Genomic DNA, 17,121 nt, shown 5'->3' on the forward strand with positions numbered 1-17,121 from the left:
GACGGTCCTCCCTCAAACACACGGTTTTCCTTGCCAGGGAACCTTACCGCCACATGCCGCGGCGCACATCGGATCGATAATCCTATTTGCCCGCCGCCCGCTCGGCAATGCTCAACGCGAGCTCGCGCAGGCGTTCGCGCGAAAGCGGCGTGGGTACGCTGAACCGCTCGTTGACCTCGATCGCATGCGCGAGCGCGCGGTAGGCATCGGCCTGTTCGCTTGTCGGAGCATACTGAATAACCGTTTGCTTGTTGAGTTCGCTTTGCTGAACGATGTTGTCGCGCGGGATCACGCCGACAACCGACGTGCCCAGCTCCTCGGCAAACGTCTGCACGAGCTCCACCTCGCCTGCCACGTTTCGGCAGTTGCAGATGACGCCGCCCAAGCGGGCGCGTCCCGAAGAGGCGAACTTGAGGATGCCCGTCGCGATGTTGTTCGCCGCGTAAAGCGCCATCATCTCACCGCTCGTTACCAGGTATATCTCCTGCGCCTTGCCTTCGCGAATCGGCATGGCGAACCCGCCGCATACCACGTCGCCGAGCACGTCGTAGAACACGTAGTCGAGCCCGTCGTGGATGATGCCCTGCCGTTCGATGAGCTCGATGGCGCAGATGATACCGCGTCCCGCGCACCCCACGCCCGGCTCGGGTCCGCCCGATTCAACACAGGCGATATCGGCGAACCCCGTATGGACGATGCCCTCGACAGGCGCATTGGGGGCCGCGTTGCGCGATTGCGATCGCACTTTCTCGAGCACGGTTTCCTGGAAGAGCTCGCCGGTCAAAAGCGAGGTGCAATCGGCCTTGGGATCACATCCCACCACGAGCATCTTTAGTCCCGCTTCGCCGAGCGCCGCGGCGATGTTCTGGCTGGTGGTCGATTTACCGATGCCTCCCTTGCCATAGAAAGCGATCTGTCGAAGCAGTTGTTCTCCCATTGCGCATCCTTGCCTTTCGTCCTACCGTGCGCCGGTTATGCTGAGCATCCGGCGCATACGCCTTGCTTAAAAATACCGTGAGATCGAGAGATCCTCGGGTGCCATGCCGCGCTCCCCCGCGTCGACAAGCGCACAGGCGATGCGCCGTAAAAGCGCAAGCGCGCCGCGATACCCCGCAATCGGCTCCGTATAGGAAAGAGGCCGATCCACTACGGGAAATCCGATCCTAACAAGCGCAACGCCCTCGCGCGCAGCCAGCCGCTTGTTGCGCGTATCGCCGAGCACCAGAGCAACGGGATTCGAAGCAACGTGCTCTTCGACCGTTTGGCGATCGACGCCCGTAAGCACCGCGCAATCCTTCGGCAGGGCCACCTCGCTTCGCAACCGATCCTCGAAACCAGCCGTCGTATCGCCAACCGCAATGCAACTCGGCACCATACCCGCATCGACAGCGAACGAAGCCGCTGCCGCAGCTTGATCGGCATCGCAGCACACGAGGATACGCTTGCCGTAGAGCTGATCGGCCACCTGCATCAAGCAATCGATGACCTGCTTCCGCTCGCGCACGATCCAGCTGGGCGCCTCTCGTCCAGACAGATCAACGAGCGCTGCGATCATGCGATCGGTCGCCGTTATGCCCAAGGGAAGCGGCAGTTCGGCCACGGTGGCGGCGGGCGCAACCTCGCGCAGCGCGCAAGCGCTTTCCGCCGTTGCCTCGTAGCCGAGCGCCAACCCGCACGAGCACTGCGAAACCCGTTCGATCTCCGTGCGCGGCGTACCGCCGGGCGCATAGCACGACGGGTCGTCGGGCGTCTTGCAATCGAACACGCCCCGCGCATCGGGAAGCACCGTCACCTCGTCGAAAAACGCTTCGGCATACCCCACGGCAACATCGACGTCGCACGGGTTGAGCCACCCGGGAAGCAGGCACAGGCGGCGCGCAGACGCAGCAGCCGGTGCGGAGGATGTCGCAGCAACCGACGACGCGCTGCCGCCGAGCTGGCGGATGAGCGCCGCAACGGTTGCACCGTAGCCTGCAAGCTGAGAGCCGGCGTACCCCGGCGTCGAAACCCACACGACCGATTTGTTCTTTGGCACCTCGAGCCTGTCTGCGATGCCGCCCATATCGTCGCCGATCGTCTCGGACAAACACGTGGTGCTTATCACGAGCACCTCGGGATCGTACAGGCGAAACACGTTTTCCACCGCCTCGACAACCTCGAGTTCGCCCCCGAACATCGCCGCTCGATCGCGTAAAAGCGTCGAGGGCACGTGCACGGTTTTCTGAAAGTGCTTCGCCAGCTCCATGCGCTGGAAACGGCAGCACCCCGATGCACCGTGGGAAAGCGGCAATCCGCCATGCACCCCGAAAGCGGCGTACATGGCCCCGATGGGCGCGCACGGGTTGAGCGGATCGATGCAGAGCGAGCGTGGTTGGCTAGCGTTTCCCGTCATCGTGCTTCCCATCCCCTCATCCACGACGGCTGATCCAACACCCAATGCGACAGATCGCGCGCCTGCGCCAAATCCCTCGCATACCGCTCGAAGCCGTCGAACCCCATGTAGTCGGTCCCCCGCTCGTCCGAAAGGAACTTCTCCGAGCGCATGGTGGCGCTCGCGTAGCCGAACCGCTCCCCGATTCCAGCAAAGCACAGATCGGGGGCGAGCAGCGCAATGAGCGTGCTCACCTGTGCGCGATCGAGCTTTACGCGCAGCCAGGCGAAGGCCCGCTTCGGATAGTCGATCTCGGGGCATCCGGGCAGTCGCGTTACCGTTTGGGCATCGTCGAACCCGAACGCGCGAAACTCGGACTTGCCGAGCCCGTCCGCCAACGAACACGGCACATGCACGGTGAAGCCCTCTTCGGTATACACCTCGGCCTCGTAATCCTGAGCGACCATGATGACATCCATGCCGAGCTCGCTCGAGAGCACCGCAAAATCGTTGCTGCGGAAGATGTCCTCGAACGCAGCGACCCTCATGCCATCGAAATCGGCGCGGCACCGCACACGCACCGGTTCGATGCGCGCGCACTCCTCGCGGATAACCTGCTCGGTTCGCTCGGCTAAGCCCTCGTCTTCGAAAAACGCCGCCATCGCACGAAGCGATGCAGCGATGTTGCCGATACCGGTCAGGTTGACGCGCATGAACCCCGAACCATACCGCTCTCGGTACATGAGCGGCACCTCGTCGATCGCCTTGCCCGAATCGAGCACGACGAGCTTCGCTTCATGGCTTCGTACGATATCACGGTAGGTGGTGATGCCCATGAGCGAGCACACCACGTCGTAGCCGACACGCCCGAAGATGTCTTTCATCTCCCGCGCACGATCGTCTCCGCACGCTTCGCTCATGAAATGGATGGGGAACTCGCCCGTCCTGCGGCTTTCGCGCCCAACCCAATTGTCGAGGATCTGCTTGCCTCCGTGCAGCCACCCCGGCTCGCTTTTGAATCCCTCGCACGAAAGCGGCAGGATATCGACGCCGTTTCGCTCGGCCGCATCGCGTGCGACCTGCTCGATATCGTCGCCGATGAGCCCGACCGGACACGTCGCGCAGATGGCGATGGCCTCGGGTGCATAGCGCTCGACCGCTTCGTCGATGGCGCGAGCGAGCTTTTCCTCGCCGCCGAAGATCACATCGGTTTCATCCATATGCGTCGAGAAGGTCCGCGCGATATGCGCGGGGCGCTCGGCCCCATCCGCGCCTCGATAGCCGTTGATGCCCGAAAAGTATGCACATCCCACCGGGCCGTGGGTTATCAGCAGCACGTCCTCGATACCGCTCATCATGAGCCCGCGGCATGCCATGTACGAGCAGCCTCCTCCGTAGAAGACACCCGGAATGGCCATGAGCCGCCTTGTCGGGCAAGGCGGCTCATCGGTTTGCTGCAATGGCTTGGATTCCATCGATCCCCAGCGGTTACTCGAAGCTCAGCTGATCTTGGTTGAGCAGCGAGGTTACCTGGGTATCGGACAGGTCGACACGGTAGAAAAGCTTGTAGAAATCCTTCACTTCCTGTTCGATGTCGATGTCGATGTCGGGATAGCACACGGTTGCGAACCACTGGATGCCCATGAGGCGCATGACGTTCGGCGGACGGTCGAACCAGTTGAAGGGCACGGCGGGCGTGGTGTACACTTCGCCGTCTTTCACGGCCTGGATGTCGGCCCACTGCGGGTTCTCCATGATGTCATCGGCAAGCACGAAACCCGAATGGCATAAAATGAGCTCGGGATCCCACGAGATAACCTGCTCGATCGAAACCTCGGTACGGCCCTGGCCCGACTTCATTTCGACGTCGGCAACATTGGTAACCTTGCAGTAGTCGAGCACTTCGGTGTGCGACGATCCGGTCGGGTCGGTGGCAAGGCCATCGGAGTTCTCGGCGTAGTACACCCTCGGACGCTCGGAATCGGGAATGGCGTCGATCTTCTTCACCACATCGGCAAGCTTGGTCTCGTAGTAGGTCGCGAGCTCTTCGCCGCGCTCCGCTTCGCCGATCCAATCGCCGAGCGTGCGGTAGACCTCGGCGGTACGCTCGAGGGCACTCGACGCGCAGACGACCGGAATGCCCGTTTCCTTCTGGATCTGATCGGGAACATCGTCGTTGCCGAGAGTTCCGTCGGTGCCCACATAGATGATGACGTCGGGATCGAGCGTGATGATATCTTCCATGTTGGCCGTTACCTGCTGACCCATCCAGCCGCCGATGACGGGCATCGAAGCAAGCTCTTCGGGCAGGTACTCCATGGCCGCTGCGGTCGGCTCGTTCACCCAGCCGATGATCTTGTCGGGCGAAAGCGTGGCCACCATGGCCTCGCCGGTCGGCACGGCGCAATACACCGAGTTCACTTCGGTCGGAATGGTTACCGTACGGCCCGCCATGTCGGTGATCTCACGTTCGGTGGCTTGCGGCTCCGCCTGCTGCTGTTGCTCCTCTTTGTTTTCCGCAGGCTGCTGCTCGTTGTTGCTCGAACAACCCGCAACCAGAGGAAGCGCCAGCATGCACGCCATGATGAGCGCTACTATCTTGCGTTTCATAGAAATCCTTTCATCTCTCCCTGTAGGTAGTGCTTCCGATGCATGACCCTACGCTGTTGCACGAGGGCCGTCTTCGGCTTTATGCACACACGGCAACATGACTCCGCTGCCGTGGGGTGCCCTTCTCGTGCTCGAGCCGCGCACGCTCCCCCGACGTATCGCCTGCGGCGAATTCGACGATGGGCACGCATCCCTTGAGCGTTCCGCATGTGCACGTGTGCTCTTTGACGATGCGCACGTCCACACCGTAGGTTTCCCTGAGCGAATCCTCGGTAACCACCTCATCGGGTGTTCCGAAGCGCACCCAATCGCGCGTGATGAGGCCCACCTTGGTGGCGCACAGAAACGCGTGATCGGGAAAATGGGTGGTCATGATGACCGAGATGCCTTCTTTCACCAAATGCGATATCTGGCGGAGCACCTTGACCTGGTTGCCGTAGTCGAGGCTTGCGGTCGGCTCGTCCATCACGAGAACCTCGGGTTCCTGAGCGAGTGAGCGCGCGATGAGCACCATCTGGCGCTCGCCGCCGCTGATCTGGGTGTAGAGCTTATCGGCCAAGTGGCTGATCCCCAAGCGCTCGAGGCATTCGGCTGCCTTTTCGGTATCGCGCTTCGAGGGCGAAGCGATCGGGCTGATGCGCGAAAGCCTGCCCATCGTGACCACATCGAGCACCGGGTAGGCGAACGGCGGCGTATGGTTCTGCGGCACGTAGCCTATTCTTTTCGCAAGCGTACGCGACGACCAGGTTGCTATGTCGTCGCCGTCGAGCGTGATCCTGCCGCCGAACGGCTTCAAGAACCCGAGCATGCTGCGAAAGAGCGTGGTCTTGCCCACTCCGTTCGGTCCGAGCAGGCACAGCGCCTCGCCGGGCCCGATGGAGAAGGACACGTCCGAAAGCACGGTCACATCCTTGTACCCGCAGGTTACGTTTTCGAGTGCGAATTCTCTCATGTCCATGTCTTCTTTCCCCGCGTGAGCAGATAGATGAAGAACGGTGCGCCGATGATCGCCGTGAGCACGCTTAAAGGCAGCTCGATGGCGAACAGGCAGCGGCACAGATCGTCGATGACGAGCACGTACAGAGCGCCGAGCAGAAGCGACGCGGGAAGCAGCACTTTGTGGTTGGGCCCGACGATCATGCGCGCAAGATGCGGGATCACGAGACCGACCCAGCCCACCATGCCGGCCGCTGCGACCGAAGCAGCGGTGACGAGCGTTGCGCAGAAGATGAACAGCGCCCGGATGAACTTCGTGTTCACGCCGAGCGCACGCGCTTCCTCGTCGCCGAAGGAAAGCGCATTGAGCTGGTTGCGGAACAAGAGCATGGGAACGATGCCGACGATAACGGGGGCCAAGAGCATGGGCAAATCCTCAATCCTCGTCGAAGAGAGGCCGCCCATGAGCCAGTAGGTGATCGAAGGAAGCTTGTCGTCGGGATCGGCAACGTACTTGGTCATCGTAATGAATGCCTGGAACAGCGCCGTTACGACCATGCCGGTGAGCACAAGGGTGAGCGTCATCGAATCGCCCTTGCTCACCGCCGTGCTTACGAAGTAGGTGAGCAGCACCGCCACGATACCGCACACGAACGCGGAGAGTTGCACCACGTACATGTTGCCGCCCATCAAGAGCGCGAACGAAGCACCGAAACCGGCGCCCGCCGACGCGCCCAGCAGATCGGGCGACACCATCGGATTTTTGAAGAGCCCCTGATAGCTGGCACCGGCAGCCGCCAGCGCGGCGCCGATAACGAGCGCGGCTATAACGCGGGGGAAGCGAACCTGCATAACAACGGTAATATGCGTCGATTCGGAAAACGTCTCCATCCCGAACAGCTGGTTGGCGGCGACCTTAAGCACGTCGAGCACGGTCATGTCGTAGCGGCCGAGCGTAAACGATACGAGCACGGCGGCAACAAGGATTATCGTCAGAATGGCGATAATCGGAGCGCCCTTAAATCCGCCCCTTCCCCCCGAATGTTTCTTCACAATCCCCAAACTCATCTCCCGACCGGTTGCGGCATTCCCGTCTTGCGCGAACCTGCCTTCAACGAACCGCAGCAGCACCTTGTGCCGAACAGAGCACATCCCGCACCGGTTCGCGCTGAGCATGATGCAAACCTGCGCAGCGCGGCGTCCAACGTGAACTCGAGCCTTGCACTTCGCACCCTGTACCGAAAGGACAGGTTCCTGCGGTTCTTCAAATCTATCTTTCGATTAGGATAATATATCGTGATGAGTATAATATTTCAAGATGAATTATTCTCAAATTTGGAGTATCCTTGCTTGATGTCATCGAGTTGCCGATGCGCATGACGATAGGAGGAATTGTGGGAGAGAAGATCATGGACGGGTTTCCGTCGCGGGAAGAGGCGCTTGCCGATTTCTTCGAGGCATGGGAGCCGCAAGGGGCAACGGAGCTGATCACGCTCGACGAATCGATTGGGCGGGTGCTTGCTCGCGACATGGTTTCAACCAACACGCTACCCGTCGTACGGGCTTCGTCGTTCGACGGCATCGCGGTAAAGTCAGCGGCGTTCAAGGACGGATTGCCCGATACGAGCGCCTGGAAGCGCGGTATCGACTACGTGCGCGCCGATACCGGCGACGATTTCCCCGATGAATTCGACGCCGTCATCATGATCGAGAAAGCCGCCATTCAACCCGACGAATCCGTCATCCTCGATGACGACGTGGAAGTCGAGCCCGGCTCGGGTGTGCGCCCAGCAGGATCAACGCTCAAAGCGGGAACTCCGCTTCTCAGCGCCGGAGCCGTCATTCGCCCGACCGATCTCGCCGCGCTCGCCATGGGCGGCGCCACCATGGTGCCCGTTCGCCGCAAGCCGCGCATCGCGTTCATCCCCACAGGCAGCGAACTCGTCGCCGCAGGCACCAAACCGCGCCGTGGCCAGAACGTCGACACGAACAGTCTCATGGTCAAGCATATGCTCATCGAGTTCGGAGCCGAACCGATCGTGTTCCCCATCGTCCACGACGATCCCGCCGAACTCGAGCGCGCTTTCGAGGAGGCGCTCGCCGTTGCCGACGCCGTGGTCATCAACGGGGGCTCCGCAATCGGCGAAGAGGATTTCAACGTGCGCATGATCGAAAAGCGCGGCACCGTCGTGCACCATTACATCGCCGCCGTCCCTGGACGTCCGCTTATGATGGCGGTTGCCGACGGAAAGCCGGTGGTCGATCTGCCTGGACCCACGCTCGCCGCCTACTACGGATGCGAATGGTGCCTGCAGGCCATCACCGCACGTATCCTCGGCATCCCGCGGCGATTGCGTCCGACGGTCACCGCAAAAGCTTCGGCCACCTCGGGCAGCGTACCCAAAATGGCGAACATCGGGCGCTGCGATCTCTTCCGCACCGAGGACGGCTACGAAGTCCGCTTCCACAACTTCAAAGCGGGAGAGCTTGCCGAATGCATGGTGTCGAACGCCCAACGCATCTCGCCCATCGGCGAAGCGGGATGGCAGGAAGGCGATCTGCTCGAGGTGGAGCTTTTGCGCGGCGAGGAGTTCATCGAGGAAGCGTAGGCGCAAAACGCATACCGATTTCCCTATGAAAAAGCGGTGCCGCCCGAAAACGGTGCCGCTTTTCACATCCAAGAATGCACAGTTCTCAAATATCGAGTTCGAGCGCGACCGGGCAATGGTCGCTGCCGAATACCTCGTCGTAGATGGAAGCGGCTTTCACCCGGGGCACCAGCTCGTCGCTCACGAGGAAGTAGTCAATGCGCCATCCCGCGTTGTTGGCACGGGCGTTGAACCGGTAGCTCCACCACGAGTACGCCCCCGTCAAGTCGGGATGCGTATGGCGAAACGTATCGGTGAAACCCGCTTCGATGAGCTCGGTGAACTTAGCCCGCTCCTCGTCCGAGAATCCCGCGTTGCCGCGGTTGGGGCCGGGGTTCTTCAGGTCTATCTCCTGATGCGCCACATTGAAATCACCGCACATGACCACGGGCTTGGGGCTCGCCGTCTGCGCACCCGCTGGCACGCTGCCCGCTTCGAGTCCCTTGCAGAAGTCTCGGAACGCATCGTCCCACTCCATGCGGTGATCGATGCGCGCAAGCTCGTTTTGGGCGTTGGGCGTGTACACGTCCACGAACCACAGTTCGGGAAATTCAAGGGCCACTACGCGCCCCTCGGTGTCGAGATGGGGCATACCGAGTTCGTGGATCGCCTGAAGGGGCTCCTCCTTCGTGAACACAGCCGTACCCGAATAGCCCTTGCGTTCGGCGTAGCTCCAGAAATCGTGGTAACCGGGCAGATCGAGATCGATCTGGCCTTCTTGGAGCTTCGTTTCCTGCAACGCGAACACATCGGCGTTGAACTCGGAGAATATCTCCTCGAAGCCCTTCTTCATAACGGCGCGCAGTCCGTTGACGTTCCATGAGACGAATCGCATGTGCTTCTCCCGCAATCGGTTTCAGTGATCGCACCCAGTATACCGAAGAACGGTCGAAACTGCAGTGTACGGGGGTCTTCGAAGACTATGGTTTCAGTTGCCAGAAACCATAGCGCACGCGATTGTCGGGTGGACCGTTCGGTGCAAACCGCTCGATGTTTCACGTGAAACATCTGTTCGTGTTTCACGCATTACAGGGAATCGCGTCATCGATTCGCAGCACGGTACCCTATATGCGGAACGCGACCGAAACGGCCGTGGTAGTCGGAGCCGCCGGTGCGCACGAGCCCATAGCGGTCGGCCAGCGTGTTGCACGTCGCCCAATCGCGAAGCCCGTGATCGGGATGGTACTTCTCGATACCGCGCAACCCGCATTCCACCAGCTCGTCTACCAGGGCGTAGCTATCGAGCTGACCGGGATGGGCGAGGACCGCAACTCCCCCGTCTTCCACGATCGCCCGTACCGCATCGGACGCATCGACGTATTCGATATCGCGCACGCATATCCCCTCGCCCTTGAACAGCGAGCGATACAGATCCTGATAGGCGTCTGAAGCGTACGGCTCGTCGGTCAACGCCGCCATAAGATGCTGCTTGTACAGAGCTGTCGAAGCGAGCGCAAGGGCATGCACCCTGTCGATATCGATATCGTAACCCGCTTCGAGAAGGCGGTCGAGCTGCCATTGCGAGCTGTCGTTGCGCCGCGCGAGCACGGGAGCGCACAGCGTTTCGACCGCGGGGGATTCGGCGGAAAGGCCGTATCCGAGGATATGCGCTTTCCGCTTCCGGCTGCTATCCCATGCGCTGATCTCCACGCCGCCGACGACCTCGACGCCGAAATCTGCGCCGAGCGCAATCGCCTCGTCGAGATGCGCCGTCGTATCGTGGTTTGTGAACGCGATATGCGAAACGCCCTGCTCCTTCGCCTGGGCGAGCGCTTCGGCAAAGGTGTCCGATCCATCGGAAACGGTCGTATGCACATGGAGGTCAGAGCGGGTTTTCAACGCATCGGCATCCTCAAGGTGTCGCAGAAGCGCTTCAGTCCCTGCGGCTTTCGCGCTGCGCGCAGCCTGCTGCAAGCAAGAGACCGGCCGGCCGGCCGCACGTCCATCTTTCACGTCGTGCTTCATACCATCATGCCTTCCTGCATGTTGAACTCCTTATCGCACAGGCCTTCCATGAACTCGAGGTCGTGGAAGATGCCGAGCATCGTGGTGCCCTGCCCCTTCAGCCGTTCGATCAGTTCGCGAACCTTGATCTTCGAGGCGTTGTCGAGCGAAGCGGTCGGCTCGTCGAGCAGCAAGAGACGCGGTTGCTTGATCATCGCGGCAGCAATGTTGAGCCTGAGCTTCTCGCCGCCCGAGAACGTTCGCGGATACACGTCCCATAGGTCCTCCGCAAGGTCGAAATGACGCAGCATCGCCGACGTTTCGCGACGGCACTTCGCCTGGGCGTTGCATCCGTACGTCTCGATGGCGCTCTGCATGACGATATCATACGCGTTGCGTCGGGGCAGCACGCTCAAAAACTGCGAGACGTACCCGATTTCATGGGTGCGCAGATAGATCATCTGGCGCTGCGTCGCCTGCGCAAGATCGATTCTGCCGAACGCTGCCGAATCGTAGAGAATCGAGCCCGACTCGGGTAGATTCGTACGATAGATGCAGCGCAGGATCGTTGACTTGCCGCTGCCGCTCCTCCCCGTAATGCCCACGAATTCGCCCGGCATGATGGAAAGGTCGATATTCGAGCATCCTTGGATACGGCGGTCGACGGCATGGATGGTAAACGATTTGGTAAGACCCGTGATCTTGAGCATCGGCGTCTGCTCGCCCTGTTCGACCTGCGCGGCCCGCGCAGTCTGCACGGCCTGCGCGCACTGTCCGTTCGCGCTCATCGGAGCACCTGCGCTTCCCTGCGCGCTACGGGTGCCGACGCAACGTCGCACTCGACATCGACATCGACATCATGCCCGAGCAACGCCGCACTCGTTTCGCAACCGCGCGCCTCGTCCGCAAACAGCGGGTAGAGGCTGCGATGGACGCAGCGTCCCCCCACGAACGAATCGGTCACTACGGGAACTGCGGGCTCGTCGGCTGCGCCACGCACAGGAAGCTTTCGCACCACCACGATGTCGGCGAGCTTGCCGACGGCGATGGAGCCCACCTCGCCGTCGATACCCGCAGCTTGGGCCGGGTTGGCCGTTACGAGCGCGAACGCCTCGGCAAGATCGAGGCCTACCGTTTTATGCAGGATGAACACCGCGCCGATCATAGCGGCGGGATAGTAGTCGCTGCACAGCATGTCGATAGCGCCCGCCTGCACCGCCTCGCGTGCCGAAAGGTTGCCCGAATGGGAATGGCCCATCATGACGTTCGGAGCCCCGGCGAGCGTATGCATGCCGCGTTCGCGGGCGCTGCGCGCAACCCCCATCGTGATGGGGAATTCGGAAATCGCCGCGTCGAACGACTCCATTCGATCGAGCTTCTCGATCGAATCGTCATCGTGCGAAGCGACCGAAATGCCGCGACTCTGCGCCAGACGGGCCAGCTCGGTCATCTGCGCAAGCGAAAGCTTGTCGCTTTGCTGCTGCGTCTGTACGATGCGCGCCACCTCCTCGTCGCTGATATCGCGGTAGCCCTTGAGCGTGTCGCCGAAGATCTCGAGATCGCTGTACTGGCCTTGGCCGGGCGTATGGTCCATGAACGAGATCATGTCGACCGCGCCCGAAGCGATGAGCTCCTTGATCCGCTCGTAATGCCCGACCGCGTCGATCTCGATGCGCAGATGGAGTCGATGCCGAATGAGGTGCTCGCGCTCTTCCGCATCGCGCATCGCCGCCACCTCGTCGATCAGGCGCACGACGTTGTCGAAGTTGCGGATCGGCTTGTGATCGAAGATCGTCTCGCCGTACACCGAGAGCGAATGGTAGATCGTCGTGATACCGTGGGCAACGAGCTCCCGCTCGGCCTGGTAGAGCGAGGTGCGCAGATCCATAACGACGCTCGGTCGCGGGCTTGCCACCGTCTCGATGAAGTCGGAGTGAATGTCGATCATGCCGGGGGCCACGTAGGCGCCTCGCGCATCGATCACCACAGGCAGCGTCGGAGTTGCCGCATCGGCCGCGGAGTGCGCAGCAGGAGCGGCGTCTGACACACGGTCGGCAGCGAGCCCCGCAACGGCATCCGCGCGATGCCCGCCGTGCGCATGCCCGCCCGAATCGTGCCCGTCGATGATCGATTGCGCGTAGTCGACAAGTCCCCGGGAATTCGTTTCGAGCGCCGAATTGCCCAGGGCTTGCTCGCCGTCGGCAGGGCGGTATCCGGCACTCGGCCTGATGGCCGCAATGCGACTGTTGCGCACGAACACATCATGTTCAGGCAGCACTGCATCTTCGCAGATCACCGTTCCCCCGGATATGATAAGAGTCGTATCGTTCATGAAGCTTGCTTCCTTCTTTCGTATCGTTTCTTCTATCGGCATAGCACGGTTCACCGCCCGTCGCCTCGTTCGAGCAGGACGTCCGCGCTCGCTGAGCGGCGCAGCGGCGTTCGGCAACGAGGAGCGCCGTACCCTCACAGGAGCGAGTACACGAGCTGCTGGGTATAGGCGTGCTGCGGGTCTTCGAGTATCTGATCGGTAAGCCCCTCCTCGATCACGCGCCCGTCGAGCATCACGAACGTGCGATCCGCAAGCATCCTGATAACGCCCAAATCGTGGCTCACCACGAGCATGCTTACATTGAAATCGCGTCTGATCTGCAATATCAGATCGAGCACGTTCGCCTGCACCGAAAGATCGAGCCCTGTCGTGACCTCGTCGAGCAAGAGCACCGGCGGATTGTTCGAAAGCGCCTTGGCGATCTGCACGCGCTGCTGCATACCGCCCGAAAATGTCCGCGGGGGATCGGTTGCACGCACCGTGGGGATGTTCACCTGCCCGAGCAGCTCTTCTCCCCGCGAGCGCATATGGGACACGCTACGATCGCCCGAGGCGATCATCTGCTCGGCAATGTTGGAGAGCGACGAGTAATCCATGCGCAAGCCAAGGTACGGGTTTTGGTACACCATGCCGAACACCGTGTTGCGGATACGGCGCTTCTCCTGCGAAGAAAGCTCCAGAATGTTGCGGTGCCCGCCATCGTAGGGTTTAACGAAAATACTGCCGCTGCTGGCGGTCTGGTCGAAATACAAGCATTGCATGAGCGTCGATTTCCCACTGCCCGACTCCCCGACAATGCCGACGATCTCGCCCGGATACAACTCGAACCCGACGTCGCGCACCGCATGCACCGTGCCGCATCGCGGACATCGGTTGCGCTCGAGCACCGCACGAGGGTCCAAGCAGTATGCGCATCCGTTTCCAAAGCTGCGGGAAAGGCCCTGGACCTTTACGCAGGGATCTTCCTCGATGCGCCGCGAACGAATGCTCGGCCTCGGCTGTACCGGACGAACGTGCGAAACCCGATGAGATTCCTGCTTCGGCACAGCAACCGCCTCGCCCGTTACCCCGACTTCGCATTCGGCGAATGCCTCCTTAGCGCTTTCCATGAACAGCACCTCCCATTGCACGCTCCACGCGCGATGCGCAAAACGCAGTATCGTTGCAGCAGTAATACGTATCCCCCGTTTCCTCGTCGACCAGCTCGTCGAGGTAGGTATCGGTAGCACCGCAACGCGCGCACGCCTTGCCGGAAAAATCTTCGACTGCAAACGGATAGTCGGCGAAGTCGAGCGGTTCGACCGTCGTGTGGGGCGGAACCGCGTAGATCTTCTTCTCGCGCCCCGCTCCAAAAAGCGTCAGGTTATCGCTCATATGGAGTCTGAGCGTATCGAAGCGCGGAATCGGCGAGGGCGCCATGATGTAGCGCCCGTTCACCTTCACGGGATGATCGGCTCCCGTCGTGGTCGATCCGTACCTGATGATCTGGTCGAACAGGCCAAGCCATGCCCCGGTGTAGTCGGCTTCGGCATGAAGCCTGCGCGTCACGGCCTCGCTCGGCTCGAAATCGCGCAGAGGTTCGGGCGTGGGCACCTGAAGCACGAGAACCTGATCTTCGCGCAACGGTTCTTCCGGAATACGATGGCGTGATTGAATGATGCTCGCACGCACCGTTTCGGAGGTGGTTTCGACATCAGTCGTCGCGCATACGAGCTTTTTGATGTTGACGGCATTGACGCTTTCGTCGGATCCCTGGTCGATCACTTTGAGTACGTCGGCCGATCCGATGATGGCAAGCGTCACCTGCAAGCCGCCGGTTCCCCAACCGCGGCCAATCGGCATCTCGCGGGAAGCAAAAGGAACCTGATATCCCGGGATGGCGATGCCCTTCAAGATGGCGCGCCTGATCTCTCGCTTCGATGCCTCGTCGAAAAAGGCGAAATTGTACAGCTGTTCCATGGTTGCCCTCATTCCGTTTCCGTAGTGCTCGAGCGCTCGACGCCGCCGGCACCATCCCTCGTCTTGCGCACGCTCGAAAGCTTCGACTGGAACGTCACGTAGTGCGGCAGCTTGAGATGAGAGATGAAGCCCGTCGCCTCGATGCCGTCGACGTGGTACAAAACGAATTCCTCATCCTGCGTGGGAAAGCGCTTATCGCCCCGTTCGAGGCAGTTGTCGAGCACGCTCATAGCGATGGCTTTGGTTTCGCCACGGCCCATCACCATGCCGTAGCCCAGCTCGAAACCAAGCCCTTTCTCGCCCGCCTCATCCTCGGTTTCCACCTCGAACAGCGATTCGACCTCGGTCACAGGCATCGTTCCCACGCAATACGCATCGCTTTCGTCGCCCGATCCGAGCGGATGGTCGATGGCGACCTCGACGGTGCCGTGCCGCAGTTCGGCCACCGTCGGATGCGCCGGCCCGAACCCGCGAATGGCCGCGTAGCCGAGCGCGCTCACCGCCTGCGTCATGCCGCGCGCAAGCGTTTGCAGGCGAGCGGAGCGGGGAGCAGGGAACACGAGCGGCTCCATCGTCACGTCGATAGGCTCTTCGTCGTTGCGTTCATGCTCGACAAGCAGACCCTCTTCGCGCAGGTATTCCGCAACTTTGGGCAGCGCGTGCGCCGCGCATTCCTCCCAAAGCGCCTCGCAGCCCGCCGAAGCGGCACTGCTGCCAGCAGTCGCAAACGCCTCGCCAAGTGCCTTTTTCCTCCACTCGCGCTTCAGGCGCTTCCTCGCTTCATGAAGCGAATCGCCGTCCTCCTCGCGCAGGTTGAAATCGATCAGGCGATGCGTGTAGTCGCGCGTTGCACCGAGCACCTGTCCGCCGGGCACGTCTTTGAATGCGGCTGAAATGCGTCGATCGACCGCCATCGTTTCCGGTTCGACCGTCCTCGACACATACGGACGCTCGAGCGTGGAGCGGAAGGCACGCAGCAGAAAGACCGCCTCTTCGGGCGACCCCTGCGCCTGCTTGAGCGCAAGCGCCGCCAACTCGGGCGCGTACAGCGAGCTTTCGCCCATGATCTGGTCGATCAGATCGGGGAACGCCGCCTGGATGCTCTCGATATCGACGCTTCGCTCAGAACGGACGCGCTCCCATTCGAGCAGCTTCAAACTCTCTTCGATGGCCTCCTGACCACCGCGCACGGCAACGTAGCCCATCACTTTACCCCTTTTCCGACCGCCAACAGCGAGACGAACGACGTGCGTGGGATGGCGACCACCACTCCGCGCCCGTCTACCAGCACGATATCGATGCCGCAAGGGAATTCGTCCTCACGGCGGTTGCGCGCCCATGCCCAATCGATGCGATCGACGCCGAACACATGGGCGTCTCTCACGCCAGGTCCCTCGATCGAAACCCAATGCAAGGGACGATCATCGTCGACTGAGCCCGGACGCTCATCCTGACCTGCGATGCGGCTGCACCCAACAAATACCGTTGCACCCTGCTCCGGCGATGCAAGCGACCCCGCCGTGGCGTGGGCGATGGCCATCTCGATGCACGGAGCATCGGCTCGCTCGGGGACGATGACGAACGAAGCCGCGTCGGGCATAACGCTCTTCGCATGGGTTTCAGACGCTATGGCCCGGGCAAGTGCGTCGTCGCAGCCCTGGGCGAGAGAAAATGTCGTCGCCTGATCGACGAGCATGTCGATGAGCGTGGCAAGCGGCTTGCCGATACCCGGATAGCGAGTCTGGCTTCCGGTTGCCAGCGGCATCGCCTCGGGGCGACCAGGCCGAGCCATGGCATCCATTACCGCCCGAAACGATCGCTGCACGCGATGGATCTCGCTCAATGCTGCGTCCATTACGCATCACCGTCCATCGTGGAAAAATCGACGCGGGTGCGCTCGATGAGCGCACGGTTCTTCGCCCGCTTGTCGCGCTGACGCTTCGCTTCCTTCTCGATGCGCTCCTCCCATTTCGGCATGCGCTCGAATTCCTCACCCGAAGAAAAAGCCGCATCGATGAGCGCAAGGTTGTACGCCGCGTTGCGCTTGCTGCCAAGCACGTAGCCGAAACCCATCGCGTCGGCGATCCGCACCCTGCACGAGCACATGAGCGCTTCGCCCAGATAAAACAGGCTGTTGCGCGCGCTTTCGCGTACCTTTACCATCACGAGCTCCTCGCGCGGCGCATCGAGCACTTCGACCTCGCAGATCTCTTCTATCTCAGCCGCTATGGCCTGCGCGACACCGGGATCTCCCCCGACGAGCACGCGCGTTCGTTCGTATCGGTTCACACTAGCTCCTCAAGTAATCTTCTCGCGACCTT

General features: G+C 61.4%; 16 protein-coding genes. 1 reads left to right on the top strand and 15 read right to left on the bottom strand.

The genetic code is table 11. The features are described from left to right. Positions 1-82: 82 nt before the first annotated feature. The 6 genes from nifH to C1722_RS15380 form a co-directional block, all read right to left on the bottom strand. Positions 83-937, bottom strand: a complete 855-nt coding sequence (gene nifH / locus C1722_RS15355; RefSeq protein ID WP_102380210.1) for a nitrogenase iron protein — start codon at positions 935-937, stop codon at positions 83-85. A gap of 66 nt (positions 938-1,003) precedes the next feature. After that, positions 1,004-2,392 (bottom strand): nitrogenase component 1, encoded by a 1,389-nt coding sequence (locus tag C1722_RS15360; RefSeq protein ID WP_244902604.1) that lies wholly within the window; start codon positions 2,390-2,392, stop codon positions 1,004-1,006. Beyond that, positions 2,389-3,789: a nitrogenase component 1 gene (locus tag C1722_RS15365; RefSeq protein WP_244902605.1), complete on the bottom strand. Its 1,401-nt coding sequence runs from the start codon at positions 3,787-3,789 to the stop codon at positions 2,389-2,391. Before C1722_RS15365 ends, C1722_RS15360 begins: the two co-directional genes overlap by 4 nt. A 70-nt stretch (positions 3,790-3,859) precedes the next feature. Next, a complete protein-coding gene (locus tag C1722_RS15370) occupies positions 3,860-4,981 on the bottom strand; it encodes an ABC transporter substrate-binding protein (protein WP_102380213.1) in 1,122 nt (373 codons plus the stop codon). 79 nt (positions 4,982-5,060) lie between these two features. After that, positions 5,061-5,933, bottom strand: a complete 873-nt coding sequence (locus C1722_RS15375) for an ABC transporter ATP-binding protein (RefSeq protein ID WP_102380437.1) — start codon at positions 5,931-5,933, stop codon at positions 5,061-5,063. Continuing rightward, the gene (locus C1722_RS15380; RefSeq protein WP_244902606.1) at positions 5,930-6,970 is read right to left on the bottom strand and encodes a FecCD family ABC transporter permease; all 1,041 of its coding nucleotides are present in this window, start codon (positions 6,968-6,970) and stop codon (positions 5,930-5,932) included. The genes C1722_RS15375 and C1722_RS15380 overlap by 4 nt, the downstream gene beginning before the upstream one ends. Positions 6,971-7,311: 341 nt before the next feature. Here C1722_RS15380 and C1722_RS15385 point away from each other — a divergent pair, with 341 nt between their 5' ends. After that, complete coding sequence (locus C1722_RS15385; protein WP_180995303.1) at positions 7,312-8,526, top strand: molybdopterin molybdotransferase MoeA; 1,215 nt, start codon at positions 7,312-7,314, stop codon at positions 8,524-8,526. Between the two features lie 85 nt (positions 8,527-8,611). On the opposite strand, the gene C1722_RS15390 is transcribed toward C1722_RS15385, so the two are convergent. The 9 genes from C1722_RS15390 to phnG all read right to left on the bottom strand — a co-directional run bounded on the left by C1722_RS15390 (position 8,612) and on the right by phnG (position 17,089). Beyond that, positions 8,612-9,400 carry an exodeoxyribonuclease III gene (locus C1722_RS15390; RefSeq protein WP_102380215.1) on the bottom strand — a complete coding sequence of 263 codons (789 nt, stop codon included), beginning with the start codon at positions 9,398-9,400 and terminating at the stop codon, positions 8,612-8,614. Positions 9,401-9,606: 206 nt separating this feature from the next. Further along, on the bottom strand, positions 9,607-10,404 hold the full coding sequence (locus tag C1722_RS15395) for a PHP domain-containing protein (protein WP_244902607.1): 798 nt from the start codon (positions 10,402-10,404) through the stop codon (positions 9,607-9,609). A gap of 122 nt (positions 10,405-10,526) precedes the next feature. After that, on the bottom strand, positions 10,527-11,297 hold the full coding sequence (locus C1722_RS15400) for a phosphonate C-P lyase system protein PhnL (protein WP_244387259.1): 771 nt from the start codon (positions 11,295-11,297) through the stop codon (positions 10,527-10,529). Further along, positions 11,294-12,841 carry an alpha-D-ribose 1-methylphosphonate 5-triphosphate diphosphatase gene (locus tag C1722_RS15405; protein WP_102380440.1) on the bottom strand — a complete coding sequence of 516 codons (1,548 nt, stop codon included), beginning with the start codon at positions 12,839-12,841 and terminating at the stop codon, positions 11,294-11,296. The genes C1722_RS15400 and C1722_RS15405 overlap by 4 nt, the downstream gene beginning before the upstream one ends. Before the next feature lie 134 nt (positions 12,842-12,975). Next, a complete protein-coding gene (locus C1722_RS15410; RefSeq protein WP_102380217.1) occupies positions 12,976-13,950 on the bottom strand; it encodes an ATP-binding cassette domain-containing protein in 975 nt (324 codons plus the stop codon). Next, a complete protein-coding gene (locus C1722_RS15415) occupies positions 13,937-14,812 on the bottom strand; it encodes an alpha-D-ribose 1-methylphosphonate 5-phosphate C-P-lyase PhnJ (RefSeq protein ID WP_244902608.1) in 876 nt (291 codons plus the stop codon). Before C1722_RS15415 ends, C1722_RS15410 begins: the two co-directional genes overlap by 14 nt. Then, positions 14,809-16,005 (bottom strand): carbon-phosphorus lyase complex subunit PhnI, encoded by a 1,197-nt coding sequence (locus C1722_RS15420; protein WP_102380219.1) that lies wholly within the window; start codon positions 16,003-16,005, stop codon positions 14,809-14,811. The genes C1722_RS15415 and C1722_RS15420 overlap by 4 nt, the downstream gene beginning before the upstream one ends. Then, positions 16,005-16,655, bottom strand: a complete 651-nt coding sequence (gene phnH, locus C1722_RS15425) for a phosphonate C-P lyase system protein PhnH (protein WP_102380220.1) — start codon at positions 16,653-16,655, stop codon at positions 16,005-16,007. The genes C1722_RS15420 and phnH overlap by 1 nt, the downstream gene beginning before the upstream one ends. After that, positions 16,655-17,089, bottom strand: coding sequence for a phosphonate C-P lyase system protein PhnG (phnG, locus tag C1722_RS15430; protein WP_102380221.1), 435 nt, complete (start codon positions 17,087-17,089; stop codon positions 16,655-16,657). Before phnG ends, phnH begins: the two co-directional genes overlap by 1 nt. Positions 17,090-17,121: the final 32 nt, after the last annotated feature.

Origin of the sequence: Raoultibacter timonensis (genome assembly GCF_900240215.1) — a bacterium.
In the GTDB taxonomy this organism is placed as follows: domain Bacteria; phylum Actinomycetota; class Coriobacteriia; order Coriobacteriales; family Eggerthellaceae; genus Raoultibacter; species Raoultibacter timonensis.